Origin of the sequence: Streptosporangium sp. NPDC050855 (assembly GCF_044456585.1) — a bacterium.
Taxonomy (GTDB): Bacteria; Actinomycetota; Actinomycetes; order Streptosporangiales; family Streptosporangiaceae; genus Streptosporangium; species Streptosporangium longisporum.
Map to the genome: position 1 here is coordinate 75,039 of NZ_JBITFY010000012.1, position 13,076 is coordinate 88,114.

At 68.9% G+C, this 13,076-nt stretch carries 15 protein-coding genes; 7 read left to right on the plus strand and 8 right to left on the minus strand.

The genetic code is table 11. The annotated features are described in order from the left end of the window. The first annotated feature begins 12 nt into the window (after window positions 1-12). The 3 genes from ACIBCT_RS23885 to ACIBCT_RS23895 all read left to right on the plus strand — a co-directional run bounded on the left by ACIBCT_RS23885 (window position 13) and on the right by ACIBCT_RS23895 (window position 1,803). The gene (locus ACIBCT_RS23885; protein ID WP_399191982.1) at window positions 13-783 is read left to right on the plus strand and encodes a sporulation protein; all 771 of its coding nucleotides are present in this window, start codon (window positions 13-15) and stop codon (window positions 781-783) included. Window positions 784-801: 18 nt separating this feature from the next. Then, entirely contained in the window at window positions 802-1,197 is a 396-nt protein-coding gene (locus tag ACIBCT_RS23890; protein WP_399191984.1) for a sigma factor, read from the plus strand. Between the two features lie 63 nt (window positions 1,198-1,260). Then, the gene (locus ACIBCT_RS23895; protein ID WP_399191985.1) at window positions 1,261-1,803 is read left to right on the plus strand and encodes a dihydrofolate reductase family protein; all 543 of its coding nucleotides are present in this window, start codon (window positions 1,261-1,263) and stop codon (window positions 1,801-1,803) included. A gap of 108 nt (window positions 1,804-1,911) precedes the next feature. Here ACIBCT_RS23895 and ACIBCT_RS23900 read toward each other — a convergent pair whose 3' ends face one another. Both ACIBCT_RS23900 and ACIBCT_RS23905 read right to left on the minus strand, forming a co-directional pair. After that, window positions 1,912-2,784, minus strand: coding sequence for a GNAT family N-acetyltransferase (locus ACIBCT_RS23900; protein ID WP_399191986.1), 873 nt, complete (start codon window positions 2,782-2,784; stop codon window positions 1,912-1,914). 78 nt (window positions 2,785-2,862) lie between these two features. Next, window positions 2,863-3,651, minus strand: coding sequence for a class I SAM-dependent methyltransferase (locus ACIBCT_RS23905; RefSeq protein WP_399191987.1), 789 nt, complete (start codon window positions 3,649-3,651; stop codon window positions 2,863-2,865). Between the two features lie 165 nt (window positions 3,652-3,816). Here ACIBCT_RS23905 and ACIBCT_RS23910 point away from each other — a divergent pair, with 165 nt between their 5' ends. Beyond that, a complete protein-coding gene (locus ACIBCT_RS23910; RefSeq protein ID WP_399191989.1) occupies window positions 3,817-4,182 on the plus strand; it encodes a DUF4288 domain-containing protein in 366 nt (121 codons plus the stop codon). Between the two features lie 448 nt (window positions 4,183-4,630). On the opposite strand, the gene ACIBCT_RS23915 is transcribed toward ACIBCT_RS23910, so the two are convergent. Then, window positions 4,631-5,314, minus strand: coding sequence for a glyoxalase (locus tag ACIBCT_RS23915; protein ID WP_399192273.1), 684 nt, complete (start codon window positions 5,312-5,314; stop codon window positions 4,631-4,633). A gap of 580 nt (window positions 5,315-5,894) precedes the next feature. Between ACIBCT_RS23915 and ACIBCT_RS23920 the strand changes: the two genes are divergently transcribed. Both ACIBCT_RS23920 and ACIBCT_RS23925 read left to right on the plus strand, forming a co-directional pair. Next, on the plus strand, window positions 5,895-6,143 hold the full coding sequence (locus tag ACIBCT_RS23920) for a type II toxin-antitoxin system Phd/YefM family antitoxin (RefSeq protein ID WP_399191991.1): 249 nt from the start codon (window positions 5,895-5,897) through the stop codon (window positions 6,141-6,143). Further along, window positions 6,140-6,580 (plus strand): PIN domain-containing protein, encoded by a 441-nt coding sequence (locus tag ACIBCT_RS23925; protein WP_399191993.1) that lies wholly within the window; start codon window positions 6,140-6,142, stop codon window positions 6,578-6,580. Before ACIBCT_RS23920 ends, ACIBCT_RS23925 begins: the two co-directional genes overlap by 4 nt. 60 nt (window positions 6,581-6,640) lie before the next feature. On the opposite strand, the gene ACIBCT_RS23930 is transcribed toward ACIBCT_RS23925, so the two are convergent. The 3 genes from ACIBCT_RS23930 to ACIBCT_RS23940 all read right to left on the minus strand — a co-directional run bounded on the left by ACIBCT_RS23930 (window position 6,641) and on the right by ACIBCT_RS23940 (window position 9,986). Continuing rightward, window positions 6,641-7,624 carry an ArsB/NhaD family transporter gene (locus tag ACIBCT_RS23930; RefSeq protein ID WP_399192275.1) on the minus strand — a complete coding sequence of 328 codons (984 nt, stop codon included), beginning with the start codon at window positions 7,622-7,624 and terminating at the stop codon, window positions 6,641-6,643. Beyond that, window positions 7,591-8,190 (minus strand): dephospho-CoA kinase, encoded by a 600-nt coding sequence (gene coaE, locus ACIBCT_RS23935; protein ID WP_399191995.1) that lies wholly within the window; start codon window positions 8,188-8,190, stop codon window positions 7,591-7,593. Before coaE ends, ACIBCT_RS23930 begins: the two co-directional genes overlap by 34 nt. Before the next feature lie 893 nt (window positions 8,191-9,083). Beyond that, window positions 9,084-9,986, minus strand: coding sequence for an SDR family NAD(P)-dependent oxidoreductase (locus ACIBCT_RS23940; protein WP_399191997.1), 903 nt, complete (start codon window positions 9,984-9,986; stop codon window positions 9,084-9,086). Window positions 9,987-10,086: 100 nt separating this feature from the next. Between ACIBCT_RS23940 and ACIBCT_RS23945 the strand changes: the two genes are divergently transcribed. Then, window positions 10,087-10,752, plus strand: a complete 666-nt coding sequence (locus ACIBCT_RS23945) for a TetR/AcrR family transcriptional regulator (RefSeq protein ID WP_399191999.1) — start codon at window positions 10,087-10,089, stop codon at window positions 10,750-10,752. A gap of 125 nt (window positions 10,753-10,877) precedes the next feature. On the opposite strand, the gene ACIBCT_RS23950 is transcribed toward ACIBCT_RS23945, so the two are convergent. Both ACIBCT_RS23950 and rpsA read right to left on the minus strand, forming a co-directional pair. Continuing rightward, window positions 10,878-11,333 carry a GNAT family N-acetyltransferase gene (locus ACIBCT_RS23950; RefSeq protein WP_399192001.1) on the minus strand — a complete coding sequence of 152 codons (456 nt, stop codon included), beginning with the start codon at window positions 11,331-11,333 and terminating at the stop codon, window positions 10,878-10,880. A gap of 225 nt (window positions 11,334-11,558) precedes the next feature. After that, entirely contained in the window at window positions 11,559-13,064 is a 1,506-nt protein-coding gene (rpsA, locus tag ACIBCT_RS23955; RefSeq protein WP_399192003.1) for a 30S ribosomal protein S1, read from the minus strand. Window positions 13,065-13,076 lie beyond the last annotated feature (12 nt).

Below are 13,076 nucleotides of genomic sequence, written 5' to 3' on the forward strand. Positions count from 1 at the left end.
TAGGAGAGATCAATGGTGTTCCGCAAGCTGATGGCCGCGTTCGGGGCCGGTGTCGAGGTCGACACGGTCCTGCAGAACTCGCACGTCCGGCCCGGCGAGGTGCTGCGCGGGCAGGTCAACTTCCGCGGCGGCGGCTCCGACTACAAGGTGGAGGGCATCTTCATCGACTTCACCGCCGTCGTCGAGGTCGAGAGCGGCGACAACGAGTACAAGTCGACCTACAGCTTCCTGCGCCAGCAGATCACCGGCTCCTTCCAGCTGGCCGCGGGCGCCCCGCAGTCGGCCCCCTTCGAGATCCAGGTCCCGTGGGAGACCCCGATCAGCGCCGTCGCCGGCCACCCGCTGCGCGGCATGCAGCTGGGCGTCTCCACCGAGCTGGCCCTGGCCGGCGCGCTCGACAAGGGCGACCTCGACGCGCTGTTCGTCAACCCGCTGCCCGCCCAGGACCACGTGCTCGGCGCGCTGGGCAACATGGGCTTCGGCTTCAAGAAGGCCGACCTGGAGCGCGGCACGCTGCAGGGCTCGCGGATGCCGTTCTTCCAGGAGATCGAGTACTACGCGGGCCCCGAGTACCGCCGCCACTTCAACGAGCTGGAGCTCACCTTCATCGCGGGCCCGCAGGCGATGGACATCATCCTGGAGGCCGACAAGCGCGGCAGCTTCGGCTCCAGCCAGGACACCTACAGCCGTTTCACGGTCCACTACAGCGACCACCCCGGCCAGGTCGAGCAGTCGCTGCGCGGCGCCCTGCACTCCATGGCCCAGAAGCGCGGCTGGTTCTAGACTTGCTCCCGTACGGGTGTGCTCCGCTCTCCGGGGCACACCCGTTCCTCGTTCCGTCGCCTGGGGCCGGCCCGTCACTCCGGCGGGCACTGCTACCGGATGCTGGGCTCGTTCGACGAGGCCGAGGACCTGACGCAGGAGACGTTCCTGCACGCGTGGAGGGGCCTCGGCGGTTTCGAGGGGCGCTCGACGTTCCGGGCCTGGCTGTACCGGATCGCCACGAACGCCTGCCTGGACGCCCTCGACGGCCGCGCGCACCGGGTGCTCCCGCAGCGTCTGGCCGGGCTGCGGATCGAGGACGACCGGATCGCCGAGGTCACCGCCTTCCACGATCCCGGCCTGTTCCCGGCGTTCGGCCTGCCCATGACGCTGTCCGCGGCACCTTCCGTGAGGCTGGCGACGGCGCGCCGATGAGTTCTCGCGGGAACCACCGTCTCAACGCGGGTCACACGAAATCGACCCCGACGGAGACACCTCATGAGCAGGATGCTGTATTCGGTCACCATGTCGCTGGACGGCTTCATCGCCGGGCCGGGCGGCGACATGTCCTGGCTGACCCCGTACCTCGGGCCCGACCCTGTGGTGGACGGGCTCATCGGTGAGATCGGCGCGCTTCTCGTCGGCAACCGCACCTTCCGTGGTGACGACCCCCACCGGGGCACCGACAGGGAGGAGAAGCCGTTCGGCGGCGACTGGACCGGGCCGCAGTTCGTGCTCACCCACCACATCCCGGACACACCGGTGCCGGGCGTCACCTTCGTCGGTGACCTGGGCGGCGGTGTCGCCGCGGCCAAGGCCGCCGCGGGTGGGAAGTACGTCAACATCCTCGGCGCCGACGTCGCCCGGCAGTGCCTGGCGGTGGGTGTGCTCGACGAGATCCTCGTGTTCGTCGCGCCCGTGATGCTGGGCGACGGCGTCCGGCTGTTCGACCACCCGGGCGGGACCCACGTCAGGCTGGAGCGCGTCGACGTGGCCCGGTCGCCGCACGCCACGAGCCTCTGGTTCCGCGTCATCGGATGAGCCGTCCCGGCGCGGCGGCGGGGCGCCCGGTGACCACCGGTCCGGCCCGTCACCGCGCCGCGGGACGTCCCGGAGGCCAGCCCCTCGGTCCCCCGATCGTTCGAAAGGTCAGAGGTCGAGCTGGTACTGGAACGTCCTGTGGGTGGGCCGGTAGCCGAGCGCGTCGTTGACGGCCCGCATGCGGGTGTTGCTCTCGGCCGTGTCCGCCAGCAGCCCGGTCAGGTCCGGGTGCCGCTCGCGGACCTGCCGGATCATCTCGGCCTTCATCCACCGGGCCAGGCCACGTCCCCGGTGTTCCGGCAGGACGCCCGTGCCGTAGTGCTGGCCGTCGCCCTTGCCGTCACCGGGGACGACCAGCTCGGTGAACCCGGCGATCGAGCCGTCGGACTCGTCGACGGCGGCGACCGTGTACAGCCGTTCGCCACGGTCCTCGACGGCCCTGGCCGCCGCCCTGACCCGCTCGACGTCCCAGACCACGAGGCCGTAGTCGGTGTCGTCCATCGGCATGTCGTCCATGGCCCGGCGGGAGGCGGTGAAGGTGGCGGCGAGCTCGTCCGGCACCGTCCCCTCCCAGGACCGCAGCCGATACCCGGCGACCGGCCGTCCGGCGGCCGTGTCCGCGACGGTGTGGGCCAGGACGAGCCTGACGTAGGTCAGGGTGAGCACCTTCCGGAACCCCCGGTCGGCCAGGAAGTGGTCACCCGGCGTACCGGCCACGGCTTGGGCGAGCACGCAGCGCCGCCCCTCCCCCACGACGCCCGCAACCGCCCGCGCCAGCAGCTCGGAGCCGACACCCCTGCGCCGCTCCGCCGGATGCACGCTCAGCTCCAGCTCGGCCAGGTGGTCCTGCCCCTCGGTGTCGAACAGGCGCAGGAACGCCGACCCGAGGGGGACCCCGTCACCGCCGACGGCCAGCCACACCAGGCGGCGGCTGGACGCGCTCGGGTGGGGATCGGTCAGCGGGACGATCTGAATCGACACGGTCTCTCCATCTCGGGGCCTTCTCGGGTGCCCGGTCGCCCTCATATTCGGGACGGAGGCCGGCCCGGACGCCACCGCTCAGGATGCCTTACGGGCGAGTGTGAGCATATGGCCGCTGACGCCCAGCAGGGAGGGGACCGACTCCAGGCGGCGCTGGGCATCGAGCACCAAGGCGCGGCGCTCGGGGTCGTCGAGCCAGTCGTCGATGTCGCGGTACAGCCAGAAGGCTCCCTCCAGGCCGTGGCGGGTGGCGCCGGGAAGCCCGGCGTCGGCGAACTCGGCCGGGACGTCGTCCGGGTCGTGCAGGTAGGCGGTGAAGCCTTCGTACGCGGGGCGCAGGTTCCCGTCCGCCAGGGCCGAGAGCGCCACCTTCCGCATCTCCGGCCGCAGGTACAGCTCCAGGTGGATCATGTCGTGCACGGCCGCGGAGCGGTTGATCGTCGCGGCGGCCACCAGGCCCCCGGGCCGTACCACCCGTACCGCCTCGGCCAGCGCGCGGACCCGGTCGGCGCGGTCGGGCAGGTGGTAGAGCGGGCCCAGTAGCAGCACCGCGTCCACGCTCTCGTCGGGCACCGGCAGATGCCTGGCGTCCCCCTGTCGCGCGGTGATCCCGGCCAGCCGCGCCGCCCGCTCCACGTGCAGCGGTATCAGGTCGATCAGCTCGACCTCGTACCCGTCGGCGGCCAGCCACTCGGCGTGCACCCCGGTACCACCGCCCACGTCCAGCACCCTGGCGGGAGCGCCGGGCAGCGCCGCGCGCAGCACCTCCTGCGTCCGCCACAACTCCAACCGGCCACGTCCGGTGCGGAGCCTGTCGTGTTCCTTGTCCAGCCCGTAGTGGGCGAGGAGTTCCGGTGTCATCGCCATGCTCGATGATGTCTTCGCCCTTGGTGAAGGGGCAAACGAATTACTCCGTCGAGTGAATGGAAGGGACCGTCCGGGCGAGAAAAAGGCAGGAAAAACTCGGGTGAGACATGTGATGCTCAACGCTTTACCACAGCGGGCTCGACCACGGCGGAACGGAGACCGAGCGTGCCGGAAAAGAAGCCGGACGACACCGCGGAGCGACGGCCCTATATCGCGCTTCTCGTCCACAGGGTGGTCGTGGAGGGCGGGTACGCGCCTGCTCGTTACACCGAGGACACCGTCCTCATCCATGAGCGCTCGATCGAGGGTGCGAGCAGGCGGGCGGAGGCGATGGGAAAGGCTGACGAGGTCGCTTACCTGAACGAATTCGGTGAGACCGTGACGTGGACGCTCATGGGGGTCGCGGACGTCCGGGAGGCCCTGTACGACGACCTTGACTCGGACACGAGTCTTTATTCACGAAGCTTCGACGATCTCTCGCGATACGGCGACCTCTTCTCTTTCTCGTCACTTGGCGGTCAGGAAGCCTGAGTCCGGCACCACCGGGCCGGAACCATGCCGATCGTGAGCCTTTCCGGTCGCCTCGCAGGTGCGCCGACGCCTGCCGTACAAGGTGAGCAGAGCGGCGGTCGTCCCGTAAGACGGCGATCCTTTTACCTTTGCTCGCGCACCGATCACGGCCGCGTCACCCGGCACCAGACGCGATCCGGCCTGCATCGTCCTCATGGCGTTCCCAGAACAGGACAGCCCGGTGGACCAGGGCCTCATGGCGCTTGTGGCCCGAGGTCCCGGCCTACCTGGAGAGCCGACCTCGGACGCGCCGTACGGGTTCCCAGCGAAGCCTCCTGGCCTTTGGCTCGGTCACCAGCGGTCGGCAATTTCCTCCTGCTTCGGAAGTGCACCTGAGCACGAAGCCTTCCTCGGCCTCGGCTGCGCCTTGATCTGCTGGCGCCGCCTCAACCCATCGTGTTAACAGCTCTTAAGGAAGCCAGTCCTGAAGTCCGGCGAGATGCCCGAGTTCCGACTCGATGCGCTGCCTGTCGCTGGAGGTGAGCTCCAGAACGCGCAAATCGGCGCCCCATGGATCGATGGGCTCGCCGAGGACCATGGCCAGGTCGATGAGGTGACACAGAGCGATGGCCCGCTCGACCACCGGGGCGTCCGCACCATGCCTGCGCACCGCAGACTTGAGCGCGCGAAAAGCCTGCAGGTCATCATTCTTGAACTCACGCAGAATCCGGGCGTTGTCGAGCGCCCTGGCCAGGCCTGTCAGCTTCTTCGAGCCGCCATACTCCAGTTCGGACGGCTCGTCACGCTGGATGAACATGATCGAGTTCCCGGACGGATCGATCAGCGTGAACCGGGACGCACCTGGCCGGTAGCGGGTGATCCGCGGCAGGCCGGAACTCAGCACCTTGCCGTGGACCCGGCGCATCGCCGCGACGAACGCCGCGTGATACGACGCCACGGCGTCGACCATGACCAGGCAACCTCCGGACTCCTCCCGGGCCGGATCCAGTCCTTTGGGCGCCGGGCCGAAGTGCAGTTGGAATCCGCTCCATTGCAGCGCCAGATAGACATAGGGCTTGCTCTGCTTGCAGGTCGCCTCGAACCCCAGTGCCTCGTAGAACGCCAAGGTCTCCTCCATCGACGCGCACGGCATCAACGGCACCGTCGTCTCGTTCGGCTGAATCGCGATCTCACTCACGTCATTCCACCTTCCGGATCGTCCGACGATGCTTGCACTCTGCAGCGAACCTCGCATATGGATCGTTCCAGTCCCAGTAAGAGGTGGGTCACTGTCAATGGGCAGCCGCGACGTCTGTTCGAGTTGCAGGATGCCTGAATGCGATGAGATCACTTCACCGACTACCGAAGTGTATACGGGCCACTTTCATCAAGGGCCCTTACTCGCATAGGCCTTAAATCCGTCAGCCGCCTCGACCAGGAAACCCACGATGGAAGTGTGCCCTTTCACGGGCAATAAGGATCTTGCGGATCCGATCTCACCTTCGCCCACGTGAACAGCGCAGTTTCCTCACGGTCGTAAAGCCGGATCACTTCGCTTTGCCGATGCCACCGCTCTCGGCGACTCGGCCGGAGCGTACGGTCAGAGTCACTCTCGACCGGTGATCACATGCCCGGCCGTTTCGGCGGCCGGGCAGAGGTACGGTTTCTTCACCACGGTCTTCACTCACCCGAAGAGCCGTCCGCATGTAGTACATAAGTAGTACCATGACCATATGGAAGCCACAGCCCGGGAGTTCAACCAGCAGTCCGCTCGCATCCTCGCCGCGGCAGAGCAGGGCGAGACGATCGCGGTCACCAAGAACGGCCGCCATATCGCAACCTTGGTGCCAGCCCACCAGGCCGAGCCGCCGCTCCCGTTTCCCACCGATCCCATGGGGGACGACGATCTTCCCCTGTTCGACGGGCCCACCGATCTGTCGGCGCGGACCGATGAGTTCCTGGCCGGAGGTTTTGGTCGGTGAACGTCCCTGTGGCCATCGCTGACACCTCGGCTCTGCTGGCGACCTTCAACCGCCAGGACGCAGAGCATGACGCATGCGTCAAAGCCCGAGCTCAGGTCGGTCACCTGGTCATATCCCCCCTTGTCCTCGCCGAGCTCGACTATCTGATCACGAGCAGGATCGGCCAGCAGGCCGCCTTCGCGGTCCTCGACCACGTCATGGGCAGGATCGACGTCAAACGGTACGAGGTTCCCGAGGTGTCACCGCATCTGCGCACCGCCGGCGCGCTCATGACCCGCTACCGGACGATGAACATCGGCCTGACCGACGCGATGAACGCGGCTCTGGCGGCCGAGTTCCGTACCGACGCCGTCTTCACGCTGGATCGCGAGCACTTCCGCGCGATCCGCCCGCTTACCGGCCACGAGTGCTTTCGGTTGCTGCCCGACGACATCTGACAGGCCCGAGCGATGCGAACCGCGACCGGCGCCGCCAAGCGCCAAGCGCACGCTCATCGTTCAAGCGGTGAGCACCAGTGCCCCCACCGTCGCGGTCACGCAGGTCACCACCAGCACCGCCCCCGTCAGCACGAACGTCAGCATCGGGACCCGCACTCCCCTGCGGCGGCACCACTCGAACCACAGCAGGGTCGCGAGGGAGGCCCACGGGGTGATCACCGGGCCGATGTTGGTGCCGATGAGCAGGGCGAGCAGCAGGTCGCGCTCTCCCGCGGGGATGACGTGCTCCACCACCGTGTAGGCGGGCAGGTTGTTGATCAGGTTGGACAGCACCGCGCCGACGGCCGCGACGCGGTAGGCACCGTCGCCTCCCGATCCTCCGGAGGTCCCGGCGAGCGAGCTCATCACCGAGGCCAGGCCGTACCGGCTCAGGGTGGGCACGACCAGGAACAGGCCGACGACGAAGACGAGCAGCTGCCAGGGGAACAGCGCGGGGGTGAGCTTCGAGCGGTCGCGCCAGGCGAAGGCGGCGAGCATCAGGGCCGCCCCAGCCAGGGCGGCGAGCTGGATCGGCACCTCCAGCAGGATCGCGGCGACGAACAGCACGCACGCTCCGGTCGCGACCCTGAACAGCAGCGGGTCGGCGACCGCCTCGGCAACCGGCGGTCGGTAGCGGCCGGTTCCGCGTCGGCCCCGGCGCCAGAAGAACACCCACAGCAGGACCGCGGTGACCGTGATGGACACGAGCTGGGGGAACCACAGACGTCCGGCGAACTCGCGGGTGGACATACCGAGCCGGTCCACGGCCAGCAGGTTCGTCAGGTTCGAGACCGGCAGGAGCAGGGCGGCGGTGTTGGCCAGCCAGAGGGTGGTCATGGCCGGTGGCAGCGCGGCGATACCGGTCCGGCGACGCGGGTGGCTCAGATCAGGAGAGAACGGTACGGGCGGTTCGAAGCCCGAAGAGAACGGGGGCGGACGGCTCAGGCGGTTCGAACCGGAGAAAGGACGGTTCAGGCGGTGGCGCGGGCGGTGAGGTCGGACCAGAGGTCGTCCATCCGGGCCTCCAGCTCCTCCAGGGTGCCGTCGTTCCGTACGACGATGTCGGCGATCTTCAGGCGTTCCTCGCGGGTCGCCTGGGCGGCGATCCTGGCCCGCGCGTCCTGCTCGGTCATGCCGCGCAACTCGATCAGGCGGGCGAGGCGGACGTCGTCGGGGGTGTCCACGACGACCACGAGCTCGTACATGCCCGCGAGGCCGTTCTCGGCCAGCAGCGGCACGTCGTAGACCACGATGCTTCCGGTGGGGGCCTGTTCCTGGAGCTCGGCGATCCGGGCGCCGACGAGCGGGTGGACGATGGCGTTGAGCGAGGCCAGCTTCTCGGAGTCGGTGAAGACGATCGAGCCGAGCCTCTCCCGGTCGAGGGAGCCGTCCTCGCGGAGGATCCCGGTGCCGAAGACGCCGACGACGCGCGCCAGGCCGGGGGTCCCCGGCTCCACCACCTCGCGGGCGATCTTGTCCGCGTCGATGACCATGGCGCCTCGGGCGGCCAGCCGCTTGGAGACCTCGCTCTTGCCGGACCCGATGCCGCCGGTAAGCCCCACCTTGAACATGATCCGCAGCATACGCGGTAAGGGACACCCCACAGAATCTCCGACCCGGATCTTCCGCGGGATGCGGGTCAGGGCGGCCGTGGGCCACCTGTCGTGGCTCGTCAGGTGACGGGACCGGCAGGGGCGGCCCGAGGGCGGGATTTGGCACGCGGCCGAAGGGGAGTGTGTCACGCGGCCTCACCCATGAGGTCTCGCGTGTGCCCTGATGGCCGCTCGTGTCATGACCGGAGCACGCAAGGAGGCCATCGGGAGCAGGAGACGCTCACGTCCGCCTTCGCGGGACATCAGTTCACAGCGGTCGTCTCTGTACGACATCGGCGATGACGGCGTTCACGTCCCTGTCGGCTTTCTCCGGCTCCGGCGGGACCCTCTCCCGGCCGGCGAACGCGCCTTCGCCGGTACTTCACCCACCGCGAACCGCTGCCCAGGTTGCGAAGTGGGCATCCGCCCACGATGGTGGGCGCACGCTCATTATGGTGCGGGAGCAACCAGCGCCTCCGCGGGACGAGCTTCGTGAAGTCAGGCAGACGGCGGAGTCGTTCGGGGGCCACGCCGACCGCTACGACCGGGCCCGGCCGAGGCGGCGCAGGTGCTGCGTCCCAGCGGCCTGCCGGCGGTGTCCGCCCACGCCTGCGGCCCGCCGCCCTTCGTCGCGGAGGCGTTGGCCACGGTCTTCCGGAAGGTGGCGCCCGACTCGCCGCTCAGCCGTGGGCCGGGAGCGGCAGCGTCCCGGCGCCGGATGTCCTGAAGCTCGTCCAAGGCCGTCTTCACAACCGGCCCCCGGACAGTGAACCGCTGCCGCCGTACAACGAGATCGCCTGGGCAGGGCCGACCCGTGCGACCCGTGCGAGGTCGCGGCCTCAGGGAAGTCCCTCCGCCGTGGAGTCACCGCTTCACCCCACGGGAAACGTCACCCCGGTGAGCTCCTCGGAGACGGCCCACAGGCGCTGCTGAACGGCCTGGTCGTGGGAGTCAGGGCTGGAGGTGACCAGCTTCGGATATCCCCGGATCTCACCCCGGTTGCCGGGACCGTAGTACTGGCCGCCGATGACGGCCGGATCGGTGGCGGCGCGCAGGGTGGGCAGGGCGCCCATCTCGGCCTTCTGGGTGAGCAGCGGCGCGAGCCAGGTGACGGGCACCCGAAGCGCGGCGGGGGTGTTGCGGGTGAGTTCGGTGTTGGACACGCCGGGATGGGCGGCCACCGCGACCGTGGTGCCGTGCGGCGCTAGCCGGCGCTGCAGTTCGTACGTGAACATCAGGTTGGCGAGTTTGGCCTGGCCGTAGGCGCCGGTGCGGCTGTACGAGCGCTCCCACTGCAGGTCGTCGAAGTGGATGGCGGCCCGGATGCGGTGGCCGGTGCTGCTGACCGTGACGACGCGGGAGCCGGGGACGGGCAGGAGCCGGTCCAGCAGCAGGCCCGTGAGGGCGAAGTGGCCGAGGTGGTTGGTGCCGAACTGCAGCTCGAAGCCGTCGGCGGTGGTCTGCTTCGGGGTGTACATCACACCGGCGTTGTTGATCAGAAGGTCGATGCGCGGGTGGGTGGCGCGCAGATCGGCCGCCGCGGACCGGATCGACTCCAGGGAGGTCAGGTCGAGGGCTTGGACGGTGACGTCGCCGTCGATGCGGGCGGCCGCACGCTTGCCCTTCTCGACGTCGCGGACGGCCAGGACCACCGCCGCCCCGCGCGCGGCGAGCATCCGGGCGGTCTCGAAGCCCAGCCCGGTGTTGGCGCCGGTCACGATCGCCACCCGGCCGTGCTGATCGGGGATGTGCTGCTCGGTCCAGTTGCCACTCATGGCGCACTCCTAAAAAACCATCGGTCTGTTACGAGAGCGAGCTTAAGAGACTGGCGGTCTGATGTCAAAAGACCGACGGTCTTTAAGATACGATGAGGACGTGACATTCCAGCGGGCGCGAAGCGAGGAGCAGCGGGAGATCCGCCGCCGGGCGATCCTGGACACGGCGGCGGCGATGCTCGATGAGATGCCCGTGGCCGAGGTGAGCCTCAACGAGCTCAGCCGGCGGGTGGGCCTGGCCAAGTCGAACGTCCTGCGATATTTCGAGTCGCGCGAAGCGGTGCTGCTCGAACTGCTGGACGACTTTCTGGGAAGCTGGCTCGCCGAGCTGGCGGACGAGCTGGCCGTGGGCATCGAGGGGCACGCGGCGCCGGAAGTGCGAGCGGGCCGGCTGGCCGAGATCCTCAGCCGGTCGCTGGCGGGCCGGGTGGCGCTGTGCGACCTCTTCGGCGCGCAGGGCGGCGTCCTCGAGCACAACGTCTCGGTCGAGGTGGTCAAGCGGCACAAGCGTTCCTCCCTCACCAGGCTCGCGGTCATGACCGAGCTCGTGCGCCGCCACGTGCCCGAGCTCGGCGACGGCGCACAACTGTTCTGCCTGATGAGCCTCGTCTCGGCGGGCGCCCTGTCCTCCTACGTCCCGCCGCCGCCCAGCCTCCTCGCCGCCTATGCGGACGAGCCCGCCCTCGGCGTGCTCCACCTGGAGCTGCGTGACGCTCTGCGGATCTCCTTCACCTCGGCGCTCCTGGGTGTGCTGCCACGCTCCTGAACCTTTCGCCGACGCCTTCGGTGGGGTCCAGTCATCCGGGAGCATGCCCCACGATCCCGGACGACCTCGACCCGGGGAGCACTTGCTCAAAGCCTTTCGGCCACGCGGCGTGACAGCAGGCCTTCTCACGGCTCCCGGCGCATGTGCACCAGCGTCAGATGGTCGCTCATCCGTTCCCTGCCGGTCTCCCGGTAGCCCTGACGGCGGTACAGGCGCAGGTTGGCCTCGGACAGGTGGCCGGTGAACAGGTCGAAGGCGAGGGCCGTGGCGGCCTCGGTGTGCAGGGAGGTCAGCAGGGAGCCCCCGATGCCGACCCCCTGCCGGTCCGGGGCGACCACCAGGCGGCCGACCAGGCAGGTCGTGCCGGACATCCGGCCGCGTACCGCGCCCACGATCCTGCTCCCGTCCCTGGCGACGAGCACGGTGGCCGTCTCGACGGCCTGGCGGACCTGGTCGGCCGACTCCACCAGGGGCGGGATGAACGGGTCACCGTAGAGCTGGGCCTCACCCACGTAGGCGGCGCGCTGCACCGTCAGGATCTCGCCGGCGTCCTCGGGCTTCGCGTACTCGATCACGGTCACGGCGTCACCCTAGCCGGGCCGTGGGAGGGAGGGGTGAGCCAGGGCACGGGAACGGCCAGGGACGGAGAAGCCCACGGGGTTCGGGCCCGGGGTGCAAGCGCGGTGGGACCGGGCCGAGCCGGACCAGGACCGGGACCGGGACCGGGACCGGGACCGGGACCGGGACCGGGACGCGGAAAGGGCCCCGCCGGAGCGGGGCCCTTCCGTGGAACGTCTACCGCGTGATCAGTTCTGACCGCCCGCGAGCTTCTCGCGCAGAGCCGCGAGAGCCTCGTCGGAGGCCAGGGCGCCACCCGCCGGAGCGGAGGAGCCGCTGCTGGCGGCACCGGTGGAGCCACCACCGGCCGGCGGGGTCTCGCCGGAGTAGGACGTGGGGGCAGCCTCGCCCGCCTCGGCCTCGGCCTTGCGGGCCTCCTCGACCTGCTTCTTGTGCGCCTCGAAGCGGGTCTGGGCCTCGGCGTACTGCCGCTCCCACTCCTCGCGCTGCTTGTCGAAGCCCTCGAGCCACTCGCCGGTCTCGGAGTCGAAACCCTCGGGGTAGATGTAGTTGCCCGAGTCGTCGTAGGTCGCCGCCATGCCGTACAGCGTGGGGTCGAACTCGACGTCGGCGCCCATCGCACCCTCGTTCGCCTGCTTGAGCGACAGCGAGATCCGGCGGCGCTCCAGGTCGATGTCGATGATCTTCACGAAGATCTCGTCACCCACCTGGACGACCTGCTCGGGGATCTCGACGTGGCGCTCGGCCAGCTCGGAGATGTGCACCAGGCCCTCGATGCCCTCCTCGACGCGGACGAACGCACCGAACGGCACCAGCTTGGTGACGCGACCCGGGACGACCTGACCGATCTGGTGGGTACGGGCGAACTGCTGCCAGGGGTCTTCCTGCGTCGCCTTGAGCGACAGGGAGACGCGCTCGCGCTCCATGTCGACGTCGAGCACCTCGACGGTGACCTCCTGGCCGACCTCGACGACCTCGGAGGGGTGGTCGATGTGCTTCCAGGAGAGCTCGGAGACGTGGACCAGACCGTCGACGCCGCCGAGGTCGACGAACGCACCGAAGTTGACGATCGAGGAGACGACGCCCTTGCGGACCTGACCCTTCTGAAGGGTGTTGAGGAACGTCTGGCGAACCTCGGACTGCGTCTGCTCGAGCCAGGCACGGCGGGACAGGACCACGTTGTTGCGGTTCTTGTCCAGCTCGATGATCTTGGCTTCGAGCTCGCGGCCCACGTACGGCTGGAGGTCGCGGACGCGCCGCATCTCGACCAGGGACGCCGGCAGGAAGCCTCGCAGGCCGATGTCGAGGATGAGACCACCCTTGACGACCTCGATGACGGTGCCGGTGACGATGCCGTCCTCGTCCTTGATCTTCTCGATCGTGCCCCAGGCCCGCTCGTACTGAGCGCGCTTCTTGGACAGGATCAGGCGGCCTTCCTTGTCCTCCTTCTGGAGGACCAGGGCCTCGACGTGCTCGCCAACCTCGACGACATCCGCCGGGTCGACATCGTGCTTGATCGAGAGCTCGCGCGAGGGGATGACACCCTCGGTCTTGTAGCCGATGTCGAGCAAAACTTCGTCTCGATCGACCTTGACGACGGTGCCCTCGACGATGTCGCCGTCGTTGAAGTACTTGATGGTCAGGTCGATCGCTGCGAGGAACTCTTCCTCAGAGCCGATGTCGTTGACCGCTACCTGCGGGGTGCTCGAGGTGGCCTCAGTGCTGCTCGTCATGTGTGGAGTTGC

Excerpts from the sequence above, each read along its gene's own strand:
- ACIBCT_RS23885 (WP_399191982.1), top strand. The coding sequence starts at position 13 with ATGGTGTTCCGCAAGCTGATGGCCGCGTTCGGGGCCGGTGTCGAGGTC.
- ACIBCT_RS23895 (WP_399191985.1), top strand. The coding sequence starts at position 1,261 with ATGAGCAGGATGCTGTATTCGGTCACCATGTCGCTGGACGGCTTCATC.
- ACIBCT_RS23905 (WP_399191987.1), bottom strand. The coding sequence starts at position 3,651 with ATGGCGATGACACCGGAACTCCTCGCCCACTACGGGCTGGACAAGGAA.
- ACIBCT_RS23915 (WP_399192273.1), bottom strand. The coding sequence starts at position 5,314 with ATGCCGTGCGCGTCGATGGAGGAGACCTTGGCGTTCTACGAGGCACTG.
- ACIBCT_RS23920 (WP_399191991.1), top strand. The coding sequence starts at position 5,895 with ATGGAAGCCACAGCCCGGGAGTTCAACCAGCAGTCCGCTCGCATCCTC.
- coaE (WP_399191995.1), bottom strand. The coding sequence starts at position 8,190 with ATGTTCAAGGTGGGGCTTACCGGCGGCATCGGGTCCGGCAAGAGCGAG.
- ACIBCT_RS23940 (WP_399191997.1), bottom strand. The coding sequence starts at position 9,986 with ATGAGTGGCAACTGGACCGAGCAGCACATCCCCGATCAGCACGGCCGG.
- rpsA (WP_399192003.1), bottom strand. The coding sequence starts at position 13,064 with ATGACGAGCAGCACTGAGGCCACCTCGAGCACCCCGCAGGTAGCGGTC.